The 15,346-nt window shown below is 38.4% G+C and carries 18 protein-coding genes; 9 read left to right on the forward strand and 9 right to left on the reverse strand.

Features of this window, described 5'->3' with window-relative positions:
- Positions 1–51: 51 nt before the first annotated feature.
- Entirely contained in the window at positions 52–795 is a 744-nt protein-coding gene (locus B5G52_RS00950; protein ID WP_087530822.1) for a sporulation protein, read from the reverse strand.
- Between the two features lie 266 nt (positions 796–1,061).
- On the opposite strand from B5G52_RS00950, the gene B5G52_RS00955 reads away from it, so the two are divergent.
- The 3 genes from B5G52_RS00955 to B5G52_RS00965 all read left to right on the forward strand — a co-directional run bounded on the left by B5G52_RS00955 (position 1,062) and on the right by B5G52_RS00965 (position 3,542).
- Positions 1,062–2,633, forward strand: a complete 1,572-nt coding sequence (locus tag B5G52_RS00955; protein WP_087530823.1) for a cation:proton antiporter family protein — start codon at positions 1,062–1,064, stop codon at positions 2,631–2,633.
- Between the two features lie 297 nt (positions 2,634–2,930).
- Positions 2,931–3,212 carry a hypothetical protein gene (locus B5G52_RS00960; RefSeq protein WP_087530824.1) on the forward strand — a complete coding sequence of 94 codons (282 nt, stop codon included), beginning with the start codon at positions 2,931–2,933 and terminating at the stop codon, positions 3,210–3,212.
- A 108-nt stretch (positions 3,213–3,320) separates the two neighbouring features.
- On the forward strand, positions 3,321–3,542 hold the full coding sequence (locus tag B5G52_RS00965) for a DUF3820 family protein (protein WP_087530825.1): 222 nt from the start codon (positions 3,321–3,323) through the stop codon (positions 3,540–3,542).
- A 96-nt stretch (positions 3,543–3,638) separates the two neighbouring features.
- Here the strand turns inward: B5G52_RS00965 and B5G52_RS00970 are convergent, their stop codons facing one another.
- The 5 genes from B5G52_RS00970 to ilvY all read right to left on the reverse strand — a co-directional run bounded on the left by B5G52_RS00970 (position 3,639) and on the right by ilvY (position 7,869).
- A complete protein-coding gene (locus tag B5G52_RS00970) occupies positions 3,639–4,880 on the reverse strand; it encodes an ATP-binding protein (protein ID WP_087530826.1) in 1,242 nt (413 codons plus the stop codon).
- Positions 4,881–4,886: 6 nt separating this feature from the next.
- Positions 4,887–5,579 (reverse strand): response regulator, encoded by a 693-nt coding sequence (locus B5G52_RS00975; RefSeq protein WP_087530940.1) that lies wholly within the window; start codon positions 5,577–5,579, stop codon positions 4,887–4,889.
- 14 nt (positions 5,580–5,593) lie between these two features.
- Positions 5,594–5,980, reverse strand: coding sequence for a DUF3019 domain-containing protein (locus tag B5G52_RS00980; protein ID WP_087530827.1), 387 nt, complete (start codon positions 5,978–5,980; stop codon positions 5,594–5,596).
- Position 5,981: 1 nt separating this feature from the next.
- Positions 5,982–6,839 (reverse strand): MipA/OmpV family protein, encoded by an 858-nt coding sequence (locus B5G52_RS00985; protein ID WP_087530828.1) that lies wholly within the window; start codon positions 6,837–6,839, stop codon positions 5,982–5,984.
- A gap of 106 nt (positions 6,840–6,945) precedes the next feature.
- Entirely contained in the window at positions 6,946–7,869 is a 924-nt protein-coding gene (ilvY, locus tag B5G52_RS00990; RefSeq protein ID WP_087530829.1) for an HTH-type transcriptional activator IlvY, read from the reverse strand.
- Between the two features lie 149 nt (positions 7,870–8,018).
- Between ilvY and ilvC the strand changes: the two genes are divergently transcribed.
- The 4 genes from ilvC (at position 8,019) to B5G52_RS21990 (ending at position 13,070) form a co-directional block, all read left to right on the forward strand.
- Positions 8,019–9,491, forward strand: coding sequence for a ketol-acid reductoisomerase (gene ilvC, locus B5G52_RS00995; RefSeq protein WP_087530830.1), 1,473 nt, complete (start codon positions 8,019–8,021; stop codon positions 9,489–9,491).
- 219 nt (positions 9,492–9,710) lie between these two features.
- The gene (locus B5G52_RS01000) at positions 9,711–11,624 is read left to right on the forward strand and encodes a methyl-accepting chemotaxis protein (RefSeq protein WP_087530831.1); all 1,914 of its coding nucleotides are present in this window, start codon (positions 9,711–9,713) and stop codon (positions 11,622–11,624) included.
- An 86-nt stretch (positions 11,625–11,710) separates the two neighbouring features.
- Complete coding sequence (locus B5G52_RS01005) at positions 11,711–12,904, forward strand: tetratricopeptide repeat protein (RefSeq protein WP_087530832.1); 1,194 nt, start codon at positions 11,711–11,713, stop codon at positions 12,902–12,904.
- Positions 12,894–13,070, forward strand: a complete 177-nt coding sequence (locus B5G52_RS21990; protein ID WP_176372478.1) for a hypothetical protein — start codon at positions 12,894–12,896, stop codon at positions 13,068–13,070. The genes B5G52_RS01005 and B5G52_RS21990 overlap by 11 nt, the downstream gene beginning before the upstream one ends.
- On the opposite strand, the gene B5G52_RS01010 is transcribed toward B5G52_RS21990, so the two are convergent.
- Positions 13,039–13,320, reverse strand: coding sequence for a GIY-YIG nuclease family protein (locus B5G52_RS01010; RefSeq protein WP_087530941.1), 282 nt, complete (start codon positions 13,318–13,320; stop codon positions 13,039–13,041). The genes B5G52_RS21990 and B5G52_RS01010 overlap by 32 nt on opposite strands.
- A 182-nt stretch (positions 13,321–13,502) precedes the next feature.
- On the opposite strand from B5G52_RS01010, the gene B5G52_RS01015 reads away from it, so the two are divergent.
- Positions 13,503–13,862, forward strand: coding sequence for an outer membrane protein assembly factor BamE (locus B5G52_RS01015; protein WP_087530833.1), 360 nt, complete (start codon positions 13,503–13,505; stop codon positions 13,860–13,862).
- A gap of 58 nt (positions 13,863–13,920) precedes the next feature.
- Here the strand turns inward: B5G52_RS01015 and B5G52_RS01020 are convergent, their stop codons facing one another.
- Positions 13,921–14,250 (reverse strand): RnfH family protein, encoded by a 330-nt coding sequence (locus B5G52_RS01020; protein ID WP_087530834.1) that lies wholly within the window; start codon positions 14,248–14,250, stop codon positions 13,921–13,923.
- A complete protein-coding gene (locus B5G52_RS01025; RefSeq protein WP_087530835.1) occupies positions 14,247–14,687 on the reverse strand; it encodes a type II toxin-antitoxin system RatA family toxin in 441 nt (146 codons plus the stop codon). Before B5G52_RS01025 ends, B5G52_RS01020 begins: the two co-directional genes overlap by 4 nt.
- Positions 14,688–14,830: 143 nt before the next feature.
- On the opposite strand from B5G52_RS01025, the gene smpB reads away from it, so the two are divergent.
- Positions 14,831–15,310 (forward strand): SsrA-binding protein SmpB, encoded by a 480-nt coding sequence (smpB, locus tag B5G52_RS01030; protein WP_087530942.1) that lies wholly within the window; start codon positions 14,831–14,833, stop codon positions 15,308–15,310.
- The last annotated feature ends 36 nt before the right edge of the window (positions 15,311–15,346 follow it).

Below are 15,346 nucleotides of genomic sequence, written 5' to 3' on the forward strand. Positions count from 1 at the left end.
ATAAAAAAGCCCAGACGATACTGGGCTGTAATTAATGTGTTCATTTTAACGTTAAGCAAATAAGCGCTCAAGTTGGTCGCACAATTGCGAAAGGTTGACATGATCATGCTCTATAGTAAGGTCAACATAACCGTCACCACGAAATGCCCTGTCTAACTCAATTAAAACATGAGTTTTATGCGCTTCAGGCACAAAAGATAGCTCTACTTCTTGCAGACCAAACAAGCTACGACTGTTAGGCTTATATTCTAGCTCTTGATAACAACCTGACACTGAGCTAAATGTTGAAGCACGTAAGAAACCTTTTTCAACATCCGCTTTAACCAAACTAAAACCCAGTTTATCCATTGCTTGCATAAATGTATTAACAGCGTCGTTTGGATAAATATGTAGGTGATCTTTATCACTTGGGTCAAGCGCTAAATCAATATCTAACCCCGTTTCAAGCCAAACATGGGATTGATTATAGCCAGCGTTAATTTCTGTAATAGGTGTTTCTGAATGCAAGCGTGCTTCAAATGGAATATGCTTTTCTTGGCCTGGCTCTATTGTACCAATGTCTGTAATACGCCATTTGTCGATAACGTGATTAGTAAAATAGCTGCCATCCTCACCCTCTACTTTGACACGAGTCATAAGAGCAAGATCAAGGCCTGAAATTTCTTGGCTAACATCGCCTGCGGTTATGACGATTTGAGCATTAAACTTTTGTCCTGGTTGCAGGTGTTCAGTTTCTAAAATGGTATCAACTTTTGCTGCACCAATACCGACTGATGCAAGAATCTTTTTAAACATCTATTTCTCCTTAAGTACAACTTATCCACGACTAAAATTGCACTTAAAATCCTTTGTTAATGCATCTTAACCACATTTAAAAGCTGATGTCAGTGAAAAAATAGTGATTTCTTTAGATTTTCAGCTAAAAAATGTGAAAGAGAGTATTTTTCATACAAAGCGAACCTGATTTATGTTGTTTTCATCATCTCTTTACATACTATTTAATTTCAAAAATGTGGATCTTTCGATACACTGTAATAACAAATGAAGTCACGTTAAGTATTATGGAACTATTATATTTTGCAGCAGCTTTTGTCTGCGGTTTTGTCGTTTATCAACTTAAGCTCCCGCCATTAGTTGGCTTTTTAGTTGCAGGTTTTGCGTTAAATTTAGCAGGATTTAAAACCACTGAGTTGCTCAATACTATTGCTGATCTCGGTGTAACCTTATTGCTATTTAGCATTGGCTTAAAACTGAGAGTTGCAAACTTAATTAAGCCGCAAGTGTGGGCTCCAGCTTCATTACACATTATTATTAGTAGCTTGCTTTTTTGTGGCTTGATGCTTGTACTTGGATCACTTGCTCTGCCCTTATTTAAAGAACTGAGCTGGCAAAGCGCCTTACTAGTAGGATTTGCCTTTAGCTTTTCTAGTACCGTATTTGCTGTAAAAGTGCTTGAAGAGCGCGGTGAAATGGCCAGTCTACATGGTAAAATTGCTATTGGTATTTTAGTTATGCAAGATATCTTTGCTGTGATTTTTTTAGCCATTAGTACTGGGAAAATACCTAACGGTTGGGCAATTGCATTGTTTGTATTATTGCCTTTGCTACGCCCTGTGATGTTTTGGATATTGAATCGCTCTAAACATGGTGAGCTCTTACCCTTGTTTGGCTTCTTTTTTGCTCTAGTAATTGGCTATCATGCTTTTGAGTTTGCAGGCCTAAAAGGTGACTTAGGAGCGCTCATTATCGGCATGATTTTCGCACCGCACAGAAAAGCCAGTGAGCTTGCTAAATCACTCCTCAACTTAAAAGAAATTCTCTTAGTTGGATTTTTCTTAACCATTGGCTTAGGCGCTGAGCTGACAATTAACTCACTATTTATCGCTTTAGTTATCGTATGTGTATTGCCATTAAAAGTGGTAGTTTATTACATGCTAACCAATGTATTTAAATTACGTGCCCGCACATCTTTATTAAGTGCGTTTACGTTAACAAATTACAGTGAATTTGGTTTAATTGTATGTATGGTTGCAACAACGAGTGGTATGATCACACCAGAGTGGTTGGCGGTTATGGCTATTGCAGTGTCGCTTACATTTGTTATTGCCTCACCACTTAATAAACGATCCAATGAAATTTACGTTAAAATTGAAAAATGGCTACTACGATTTGAAAGCCCAACCCGTTTAGCAGAAGAGTTACCTGTAAATCTAAACAACACTAGAATAGTTATTTTTGGTATGGGCCGTATTGGCACCGGTGCATATGAAACAATCAATGTAACTCACCCTGGTGTTGTTGCTGGTGTAGACATTAAACCTGAAGTTGTTGACAAACATATCAGCCGAGGACGTAAAGCCCTACTCGCGGATGCGACCGATCCTGATTTTTGGCAACGAGTCAATCACTCCCATGTCGAAATGATCATGTTGGCTATGCCAAAGCATATGCAAAATATTTTTGCCCTTGAACAACTCAAAGCTTCTGGTTATCAAGGACAGGTGACTGCTATTGCAAACTACCCCGATCAGCAAAAAGAACTAGAAGAAATGGGTGTTGATTCGACCTACAACTTCTACCTAGAAGCAGGTAGTGGCTTTGCTGAACACGTTAAACAAAAATTATTTTCTTAATGGAAAACACTAAGGAAAAATAGTTATTAGCACCAAACAGGGAACTGATAACTATTTTTATTTAATATTCATTGAGTTATATCTAGTCAGCTAAAACTGCTTATTTTAAGTACCCATTATAAAGTCAAGTGCATTTACAAAGCTTTACATCCAAATTGGCTTTCCCCCCGTAAAACAGAGTAAACTGCGGTCATTGATAATTCGTAAGTATCTATTTTTAACACAGAAATTAATTTTTTATGTGCACATAAACATAGTCAATTATTTTTTAATTTTTGCAATGTTAAAGGTTTTTCTATGAAATATAAGTTGAGTTTACAGTTTTCAGCAGTGGCTGATGATTCCAAAACCTCTAAACTAGTCGAGCTGCAAAATCGCCTAGACGAAATGCAAAATAATGGAATGACAGCGATGACTATGCGTGATGTGCTTTTCCATAAAATGCTTGATGTGTATCAAGTACCAAGTGATCACTTTTTACGGAAAAGTGAAACACCGCAGCGTATTGACGACCCATCAATCATTAATCGCTTAAAGCAATTAGGCTTTGTAAAAAAACCAAGTTATCAAATTCATTAAGTAAACAGCGAGGCCTACTCTCTCGCTTTAAATAGGCTGTTTCTTGCCCGTCACAGCCTATTTTCTTATAATAAGCTAACCGACTAATTATACTTGTCTAAGTTGAAAATGGATCCCGATCTACTTAAAAGTGCCATCAATACAAAAATGCCATTTGGTAAATACGCTGGCCGCCCTTTACTATTACTACCCGAACCCTATTTAGTATGGTTTAAACAACAAGGCTTTCCAGCAGGACAACTTGGTAGCCAATTAGCCATGATGTATGAAGTCAAACTTAATGGCTTGGAAGAAATGTTAATGCCACTTTTAAAAAATAAAAAATATTAATTTTAAAATGAACTTATCAATAAGGTCTTAGTCTATTACTTTGCTACTTGTTGATTTTGGTTTAAACCATGAAAAAGCGCCTAATTGGCGCTTTTTTTATTGCTGCTTATTCAATCGAACTGTTAGTTTCGCGCCACCAAAAGAAGAGTTGCTAACCTCACAGTTCCCTTGGTGCCAAGAAACAATTTTAGCCACAATTGCTAGACCTAAACCAAAGCCACCGGTTTTTTTATCTCGACTTTTATCTAACCGTGCAAAGGGTTTAAATACTTCCTCCCATTGCGATTTTTCTATACCTTGGCCATCATCTTCTACAATAAGTAAAATACTTTGAGGCTCTTCTACAAGACTAATTTTAACTTGGTGCTGTGCATACTTAAGCGCATTGCCTATCAAATTTTGAATGCAACGCGCGATAAAGTGACTATCACACAAATAAACATAATGTTGCGGTAAGTTTGTCACTAATTGTACCTCGGTAGCAAAATCAAGTTTAGTGATCACGCTATGCACTAATTGCACTAAGTCACATTGCTGCATTGTCATATTTGGCTGTTGACTATCAAGGCGAGCATAATCTAACATCTCTTTTACTAAAGACTCCAACTCAATAATGTCTAACTGCATAGTATCAATATAATCGAACGATTTTTCATCGGTTATGCGTTCTTCTAGCATGGCCAGTGCAAACTTTAATCGAGCTAAAGGCGTCCTAAATTCGTGTGAAACTGATGAAGTAAGTTCTTGATGAGCGTTCAATAAGTGCTGAATACGAAGCTGCATCGCGCTTAACGTGTCTGTAATAGGCAAAAAGAACGACTTTGATGATTCACTTAACTCAAAATCTTGTGAGCCATCAACCGCTTCACAAGCTTGTCGCAATTTGGAAAAGTCACGCCACAGTAGGAAGCTCCACAAACCAACTGGGATACCTACTACACACAGTAGTAATAAATAAGGCCATACGGAAGAAAACGCAGGTGCTGAGACGTCTATAGGACCAATTTGCAATAACCGCTCACTATCGAGTGCGACATACCAAATAGCGCGCTGTTGCTGATCAAATAGATAGATATACTGCTTATTTTGTAATGTCTGTTGTTGAACTTCTGGCAGGACTAAATCTTGCTTTGGTACTATATTGCTGCCGAAGTTTGCCGATATATGGGCAACACCTTGTTCTGTTTGAGCTAGTAGCCAAAGGGATTGACCAAACTCATCATCGAGAGATAATTGTTGTTGCGAGTCTTCATAGGGCCAAAGCTGTTCAATAACCCCACTAACTAGAAACAGGGAAACTATAATATACAAATATAAACTTGCGAACAGTTTCCCCATTAACGATTATAAGCCCCACGCATCTGAGACAAATAAGTAACCCTGTCCCCAGACAGTTTTGATACGATAAGGCTTATCGCTATTATCACCTAGCTTTTTGCGAATACGAGATACTCGTACGTCTACGGTGCGGTCTAAACCATCATACTGGCGCCCTATCATGTGCTGATGTACATGCTCACGACTTAACACTTCACCTGCATTTGATGCTAATAACCAAAGTAACTCAAATTCATGAGAAGTCAGTGTAATTTCATTGTTTTTTAAGCGTACAATTCGGCTGGTTTTATCAATATTCAAATCACCAAATTGAAGCTCTTCAGGCACTTTAATTGTTGCTTGACCACGTCTAAGTAAAGCACTAATACGGGCTAACAAAACACGAGGCTCAACAGGCTTAATTACGTAATCATCCGCGCCTAACTCTAACCCTATTACTTGGTCAAAATCCTCACCTTTTGCTGTAAGCATCAAAATAGGCAAACTAAATTTATCTCGCACTTGGCGACACACGCTAAAGCCGTCTTTGCCTGGCAACATAACATCTAGAATCATTAAATCTATTTGGTTGTTTTCAAGGTAGTCAAATACCTCATCACCACGGTCAAGTACCGCAACTTCAAGGCCATTACTTTCTAAGTAATCTCGCGTTAATTGCTGTAATCCTAAATCATCTTCAACGAGTAAAATTTTTGCCATTTGCAGCTCCAGAATTAAAAAAAGCTCCACGGAGAACGTAACCTGCGCCGAGTAGTTTTAGCATGAGTGCTTTGTACTTCAATGCTTGCGGCCGCTATAGGTTTTTCCGTGTGAGAATTGATCAAGGAGTATATGGTTTCAACCTGAACATGCGCTTTATATTCAAAGTGAGTAAATTGCATTTTTTGCCAGCATTTTAACTGTTGCTTTTGCTGATACAAACACACGTCCATTGCCTGCGGCAATGTGATTGTAAACTTTAAATCAAGATCACAAAAATCTTGTTGTTCTGAAACCACACAGACTTTGGGTGATACGCTAAGCTTACCTTTTTTTGCAACTGCATTACTTGGCCAAAAAACCAAAAATACAGTGTACACAGCACAATGTAGATACTTCATATTAAAAAATATGATCAATTCCTATAAAAGCAGTCATTGAATACGTTTGCTCGAACAGCGGACTGTCATCTAAAGCAGAATAATCATAATATGCCAAATGAAAACGCACTGAATTGGCCTCACTTAATGGCCAGCGGGCGTCTATTTTAGCATAAGGCTGCCAGCTACTACCAACAGCAATTGCACCATATGGGCTTTCTTTTTCTGCTAAACCATAAAAATAGTCATTCAGTTTGGCTGATTTATACCAAATACCTAGACTTGGCTTTATTTGTAGTTCACCTAGTTTACGGTGCATCTGCCATTGTAAGGCTGTGCGCCAACCTTCATATACACCAGATACATCAGCTAAAGCCTGCATAGAAAACACATGTTGATGGTGAATATAATGGTAGCTTAACCCCGCATCCAATGCCCACTTTCGTTTATCTAATTCATTTATGGCTATTTTAGGCTGTTGTTCTGATTGCTCATTTTGCGCAAAACTTAATGAGTTCGATGTCGATAAAGCGAATATGTTGCTTGGGTGCCAATCAACAAAAAAGCGCGTTTCGGGATTTAATTCAGCAACGAGGTTAAATACATGGGGTGAGTCAGGTTTTAAACTGTAACCAATACGGCCGTTATCAAAAAAGAATTGTTCGGCGTAATAAGCAACTTCAGGGAGCAATACTAAAGGTAAATCATCACCACCTTGCAATGGGTTAGTCATAACACCTAGCCCAGTATTTAAACTGAGGTGCCACTGCCCTGTGGTAATATTCTGGCTAGGATCAACTTCGGATTGTTGTGCAAAAGATGCAGTCACAAGGCCAAAAGAGATACTAACTATCCCCAAAATATAAGTTATCAACTTCATTGTTTTTCTTATATAGATTAGAACTACTGATAACGCCATAATAGCAAGGTATTAATCACTTATCCCTAACTGATTACAATCATTCACACTTTTGATACATATGTACTTAAATCATATTTAGCGAAGTACTATTTATTTCCTTCAACTCTTGCGCAATATCCCACAATGCTGTTAAGGCTGGATCACTGAGCTCTTTTTTTAGTACAGCAAGTCCTACCTCAAAGCCTGCTGGTGCTTCACATTGATCGTTAATTATTTGAACTTTATCTTTTAGTGGGGAGTTGTCTAATACGATCTTTGGCACCATGGCAATGCCCAAGCCCAAGCTCACCATGGAGACCATGGCTTCATGACCAGCCACCTGAGCATAAATTTTTGCGTTAATATTATTTTTACTCCACCAATGTTCTAATCGCTGTCGAGTAAAGCCTTGCTCAGGAACAATAAACTCTAACTGTGACCAGTTGATAGTATTGCTAAAATTGGCCAGTTTTTCAGTAATGCTACATGGGCTTCTAGGCGCTATAAAAACCAATGAAGAATAACCAATACTGGCAAAAGCGATTTGTGCGGGTAGCCTATCTGGTTTGGCAGCAATGGCCATCTCTTCGTGAGAATCTAATACGCGATTAATAGCTAAAGCAGGATCACCTGTGTTGAGCTTTATTTCAATATGTTGATGCTTCAGCCGCAGCTGCTCTAATATTTGATATAGAAAGCTATAAGAAGCCGTTACAGAGCAATAGATACTCACTTTACCATAAATTAATTGTTCAGGATCTTGCATATTGGTACGAAAACGTTGCCAATTAGCCAGTGTCGCATTGGCATAATCAATAAATGACTCCCCTTCTCGTGTTAATTTAACACTACGGTTATCTCGACTAAATAAGGCAACACCTACTTCCTCTTCAAGCTGTTTAATATTGCGACTTAATGTCGGCGCACTAATATGGCAAAGCTCACTAGCACGAGCAAAATGTAGCGTTTTAGCTAACACCAAAAAATAATCTAAACGTTTATGATCCATTTTATAAAGCTCTACAACAGCATTTCATTTTATGAAACACTTTAATGCAAATATATCATTTTACGCAAGGATGAATTTTACTTATGGTAACTACAAGCAAGACCAAATGAGCTTGCATCTAACAAATATGAATATATAGGATACTAACAATGGCGAATTATTTTAATACTCTACCTTTACGCGAGCAATTAGCTCAATTAGCACAGTGTGAATTTATGGACCCTGCTGAGTTTGCTGATGGTGTACAAGCACTAAAAGGTAAGAAGCTGGTTATTGTTGGCTGTGGTGCACAAGGTTTAAATCAAGGCCTTAACTTACGTGACTCAGGCCTTGATGTTTCTTATACATTACGTGATTCAGCAATCAGTGAGCGCCGCCAATCATTTCTAAACGCCTCTGAAAATGGCTTTACAGTAGGAACTTATGAGGAATTAATTCCTACTGCTGATGTAGTACTTAATTTAACACCAGATAAGCAGCACACAGCAGTTGTCAGTGCAATTATGCCAATGATGAAACAAGGCTCTACGCTTGCTTATTCACATGGTTTCAACATTGTTGAAGAAGGCATGCAAGTCCGTGACGATATTACCGTTATTATGGTTGCCCCGAAATGCCCAGGCTCTGAAGTACGTGAAGAATATAAACGTGGTTTTGGTGTTCCAACACTTATTGCCGTACACCCTGAAAACGACCCTCAAGGCCATGGCTTAGCACAAGCAAAAGCCTATGCGGCAGGCACTGGTGGCCATAGAGCCGGTGTACTGAAATCATCATTCATTGCTGAAGTAAAATCTGACTTAATGGGCGAGCAAACTATCCTATGCGGTATGTTACAAACCGGTTCAATTTTATGTTTCGATAAAATGATCGAAAACGATATTGAGCCAGGCTATGCATCTAAGTTAATTCAATATGGTTGGGAAGTGATCACTGAAGCACTTAAGTATGGTGGCGTAACAAATATGCTTGACCGTCTATCAAACCCAGCAAAAGTAAAAGCGTTTGAATTAAGTGAACAGCTAAAAGAGATCATGCGTCCGCTTTACAATAAACATCAAGACGACATCATCGACGGAACTTTCTCTCGCGTTATGATGGAAGATTGGGCAAATGATGATGCAAACCTATTAAAATGGCGCGCAGAAACAGCTGAAACTAACTTTGAAAAAACCCCAGCTGGTGATGTTGAAATTACAGAGCAAGAATTTTTTGATAACGGTATCTTAATGGTTGCTATGGTTAAAGCAGGCGTTGAGCTTGCCTTTGAAACCATGACTGCTGCGGGCATTATTGAAGAGTCAGCGTATTATGAGTCTCTTCATGAAACGCCATTGATTGCAAATACCATTGCGCGTAAAAAACTATTTGAAATGAACCGTACTATTTCTGATACAGCAGAATACGGTTGTTACTTATATAACCATGCGTGTTTACCATTATTAGCTGATTTTATGAAAGGAATCTCTACAGATGTAATCGGTAAAGGCCTTGGTGAGCAAAGCAACCACGTGGATAACCAAACATTAATCGAGATAAACAAAGTATTACGTGAGCATCCGGTAGAAATCGTAGGTGCAAAACTACGCGGCTATATGTCTGCGATGAAAAAGATTGTTTAATTAACCCTGGACAATAAAAGTTTCGCTTGTTAGAAACCAAGCCCACACGCTTATGCTGTGGGCTTTTTCGTTATCTTTCATACTTTTTACATTTAGCTTTAACTAATTAACCTAATATAAGTTAAAATCATCATTTTCCTCTTTCAAAAACTATCAACATCGTGCTGTTATAATAGTGTGCTAAAATAACTATCCAAAGTAGTAAATAAACACAAAATTATGTTCTTACAACGCACCCCTATTCCGCAAAAGATTACACTTTTAGGTATCTGCATCGCCCTGCTCGTCGCAGCTTTAATTGGACTTACATCCATTTATAGTGCAAAAAAAATCATTGAACAACGTATGATTGGCTCAGAGCTGCCCAGTAAAGTACAGGCTATCAACAACTATATCAGCATAGAAATAAATCAATTAAAAAATGCTGCTCAGCAAATTTCTAGCAATCGATTCATTCTCAATTGGGCCGCTAGCAATGACACTAATGATGAAGTTTTAATCGAAGAATTAAAACGCGTCCAACGTCAATACAACTTAGCCACAGCATCTTGGGCAAACCGTGAAAGTGCACAATATTGGAATCAAGATGGCTTTTTACGAATACTAAATAATCAACAAGATGCATGGTTTTATAACTTTAAGCAGAGTAAACAAGCATTTTCTATCAGCATTTTTCAAGAAAGCGAAAATGACGTAAAAATGTTTATTAACCACCAGCAGCCTAACGGGGTTGGCTTAGCAGGACTTGCAAAAAGTATTTCAGCCATGCAGGCACTACTCAACCAGTTTAAGATAGAACAAACTGGGTTTGTATTTATCACCGATAATGAAGGGTTAGTAAAACTTCATGCCGATGCCGATAAGGTAGCTAAAGCCCGTTTAGATAAACTATACGGCGAAGGTGTTTCAAGAAAATTATTACAAAGCGCTGATTTTAATTTATTAGAAGTTACTCTAAACGATGAAGCTTATTTTCTTGCAGCTAGCCCAATCAAAGGAACCCAATTATTTGTAGTTGCACAAGTTGCTAAAGATGAGGTGTTTGCAGGGATCAGTGAGTTGCAATGGCAAATTATCAGCTTCGCTATTTTAATTGCATTTATCGCCTCGGTAGTTAGCTTCTTACTTGCACGTTCACTGTCGTCCCCTCTTTCAAACATGGCTGAACTATTTACTCGCTTAGGCTCAGGCGATGCTAACTTAGGCTACCGCTTGCCAGAATCAACACAGCCTGAATTAGCAAAGCTAAGTGATGGTTTTAATTTATTTATTGCTAAGATTGAAACAGCTATAGCAAAAGTTGCCAGTGAAAGTCATGAAATACGCCAAAGTTCACAACATGTGTTTGATCAAACACAGCGTAATTCACAAGCGATGGATACGCAAAAAGCTCAAACGATATCAGTAGCCGCTGCGATAAATGAAATGGGTGCAACAGTACAAGAAATAGCAAGCAGTGCAGCAACAGCTGCAAAGTTAACCGAAGATAGCAAAGCGAACACAGAGCAAAGTCATCATCAAGTTACCCAAAGCCAAATAACCATTTCTGCGTTAGCTGATGATATTGATGTGATCACGCAGCAGGTTGAGCAACTGGCACAAAAAACCATAGCGATTGCTACCATAGTCGATTCTATACGTGGGATTTCAGAGCAAACAAATTTATTGGCCTTGAATGCGGCTATTGAATCAGCTCGCGCGGGTGAACACGGTAGAGGTTTTGCAGTGGTCGCTGACGAAGTGCGTGCGCTTGCGAGTCGAACATCACAATCAACCACCGAAATACAAACGATGATAGAGGAGTTAACAACAACCTCAAGCCACGTTGTTAGTAACATTAGTCTATCGAAAAACAAAGCACAAGATAGTGTATCTGCGATGCAAAATTCAGTGCAATTACTAACAACAATCACCAATACCGCTAATGAAATTAACGATATGGCGACTTTAATTGCTACCGCAACTGAAGAGCAAAGCACTGTGGTCGCTGATGTAGGGCGAACTATAGAACAAATAAGTGAAATCAGCGATAAAGCAATGCAAGAACAAATCAGTACAGAGCAAGCTATTAGTGATTTAGCTAACAGCGCTCAAACACTTGATAAACTGGTCGCAACCTTTGACAAGCGCTGAGTAAACACGCTTTGTAACAATTGAATTCTGCTCCGAGCAAAAAACAAACTATACTTGTAAAGTGTAAGATTGATTGGGGCAGAATTATGACAACATCAAACAGATTTACATACCTAGTAATAACGCTATTTATGAGCTTTATTACGGCTTGCCAAAGTACACCGAATCAAGTGTTGGGCGCCCCACCAAACATTAGCCAAAATCAACCATTTACTTTATTGCCTGTCGAAACTGAAGCTGAGATTTTTGAACTCAATGACGACATAAAACAGCAATTAACTACCACATTTCCAGCTAAGAAACGAAACTTGCGTTCAACTCGCAAGCTACTACAATTTTTACTCGATAATGGTGACGCGTCACTGTCATATCAATCAGGTGCAACGCTTATTGCTAATCAGGCTTACAATGATTTAAATGCTAATTGTCTATCTCTGTCTATTTTAGCTTACAGTATGGCCGACTTTTTAGGTATGCACAGTCAGTTTCAGCAAGTACATATCCCTGAATATTGGGCACTTAATAAAGGGTATAATTTACTCACAGGACATATCAATCTGCGCGTGTCACCACCTCGAAATAGTGGTTCAAATATTAGTTACGTTTATACCACTGAAAGTTCACTAATCATCGACTTCGACCCTAACTCTCACTCTGAAAAGTTTAAAACGAGTGCTATCTCAAAAGCGCGAATTACGGCTATGTTTTATAACAATAAAGGGGTAACCGCTATGCTAAAGAAACAGCATAATACCGCGTACAGTTACTTTTTAGCAGCGACTAAAGCCGACCCTTTATATTCGGGTGCATGGGGAAACTTGGCTGTTTTTTTAAGAATTCACAACCAATTGAATAATGCAGAGCTTGCTTATAATCACGCGTTGGCAATTGATGAAAATAACAATACTGCGCTGGGGAATTTAGCATTGCTTTACCGAATTACCGAACGGCACGATCAGGCCGATAAAATTTTGACTATGCTTGATAAAAAACGTCAAGCAAACCCTTATTATCATATATCTCTAGGGCATACTGCCTATCAGAATAAAGCTTATCAAGACGCAATTAAGCATTACAGCAAAGCTAAGCGTCTTGATAATCTAATTCATGATAGCTACTTTGGCTTGGCCAGAACATATTTTAAGTTAGGCGACCTTAAACATGCCAATAAGCAACTACGTTTAGCTAATAAGCATGCTGACTTTGCACATGATAAAAAGCGTTACCAGTTGAAATTAACAGCATTAAGCAATATGACGGCAAAAGTGGATGGTTATTAGAGTAATAATTAAAGCAAAGATACCATTTATATATTTTGGTATGGGGAATGATGAGCACCATCACAAAGCGACTGAGACCATAGAAAATATCGATCAAGCACGCTACATTGATACTGTGCTTTATATAGAAAGCTTTATTCGTCAGCTTGATTTAGTTGCGTTTTGATTGCATGCTGGGCACTGTTTACATACTCTCGCTTTTGCGCTTTGGTGAGTCGCTTTACTTTAATTTCTAACTTTGTTGCAGCGCTACGACTACCAATTTGTTGTTGAAAAATTAATGTTAGCGGCCCCTTACCGCGTAAATTTTTTGCCCCTGTACCAGCTTGATGTTCAGAAAACCGCCTAGTTACATCAGTTGAAATACCAGTATACCAATGCCCAAACCGAGTTTGCACTACATACAAAGACCACATTCTTTCGTCGTCTGTTTGAGTATTTTCTAAAGCGGTTAAACTTTTAGCGGCCTTTATGGTCAAACTATCACTCCAAACATAGATAGTAAAAATTAACTGCCAAACAATTGTGCAAAAAGGTTTTACCTTAGCTGACTAATCGGTATCATGCAGTTTATAAAAAATAAGGATCCAAACTAACAATGCAGTCGTTAAAATCTCTTTCTCTTTGGTTTATTGTCGCACTTACTTTAAGCGCAACCGCAGGTTGTTCTAGTTGGGTTTACCGTATCAACATTCCTCAAGGTAACTTTTTAGAGCAAACCGATGTTGATAAACTTCGTATAAATATGACACGAGAGCAAGTAGTCTATGTATTAGGTAAACCTGTCGCTGAAGACGCTTTTGATAAAAATACATGGCACTATTTGTATTCATTCAATCTAGGCCGTGAGAATGAACAGCGTAAATCACTCACACTTAATTTTGAAAATGAAAAGCTAGTATCTTTATCTGGCGATTACAAACAACCTGAAGAGTTTAATACACCTTTAGAACAATAAACTAACTTTTATTTATTATAGTAAAAGGTTAGCAGCTGCTAACCTTTTTTGTCTAAAGCTATTTTGCTTTATCAATTGGGCGCCCACCCGTTATTTTATTAGCTCGACCTTCATCTTTGGCTTTTTCTGCACGTTTACGTCTTGCGTCTTTTGGGTCAGCAATTAAAGGTCGGTATATTTCAACTCTATCGCCCTGCTCTAGCACTTGAGTTAATTTGCACGTTCGATTCCAGATACCAAGGGTTAATTTTGATGCATCAATTTCAGGGCACTTTTCTAGTATACCTGACTTAATAACAGCTTCTTCTGCGGTACTGCCAACTGGCACCGATACCTGCAAACTCGTTGCTGTAGTTGGTAGTGCAAAAACGACTTCTACATTAATCATATTCTTGGCCCATAAACATCTTTTGCTCTTTGCGTAAACGCATTGACCATATTTTTGGCAACATCATTAAAAATTTTGCCAAACGCTAACTCGATTAGTTTACTTGAAAATTCAAACTCTAAGCGTAACTCTACTTTGCACGCACTTTCATCTAACGTGCGAAAGTGCCACTGCCCTTGAAGAGATTTAAATGGGCCATCGACTAAACGAAGAGTTACGGTATTCTCGTCAGCAAATGTGTTTTGTGTAGTGAACCACTTTTTTATTCCTGCTTTTGAAATTTCTAAGCTAGCGGTCATGGTGTTAGCTTGCTGGGTAACTATTTTTGCATCAGAACAATGTGGTAAAAATTCAGGATAAGCATCCACATCATTTACTAAGTTAAACATCTCTTTGCTGCTATACATTACTAGCGCACTTTTTTCTATTTGTGGCATACTGGCTCCCAACTGTGTGGGCGAATTTTAGCAAGCTTTGCGTTTTTCCCCAAACTTTCTAGACGCTTTATTTACATCAAATTTTATCTGCAAAATTAAAAAATCGATGTAAAAAGCAGAGCTTTACGTATAATATGGGCACTATGGCTAAGAAAAAATCATCTAAATCGACAACGAATACCATCGCGTTGAATAAAAAAGCGCGTCATGAGTATTTTTTACACGACAAGTTTGAAGCAGGTGTCGAACTGCAGGGCTGGGAAGTAAAAAGCATCCGAGCTGGCAAAGTAAATATCTCTGAAACTTATATTCACCTTAAAAATGGCGAAGCATTTTTACTTGGCAGTCAAATACAGCCTCTTAACAGTGCCTCTACCCATGTTATTTGTGACCCTATGCGTTATCGTAAGCTACTTCTAAGTAGACGAGAGCTAGATCGATTGGTAGGTGCTACCGAGCGAGACGGGTATTCATTAATTGCCACTGCCATGTATTGGAAGAAATGCTGGGTTAAACTTGAGTTTCACCTAGGTAAAGGTAAAAAAATGCATGACAAACGCGAAGACGGTAAAAATAAAGACTGGTCTCGTGAAAAAGAACGATTAATGAAACACAAAGTTTAATTCCAAAAACGCCTAACTCAGTTAGGCGTTTTTGTT

It is taken from the genome of Pseudoalteromonas sp. A601 (assembly GCF_002165575.1).
Classification (GTDB): domain Bacteria; phylum Pseudomonadota; class Gammaproteobacteria; order Enterobacterales; family Alteromonadaceae; genus Pseudoalteromonas.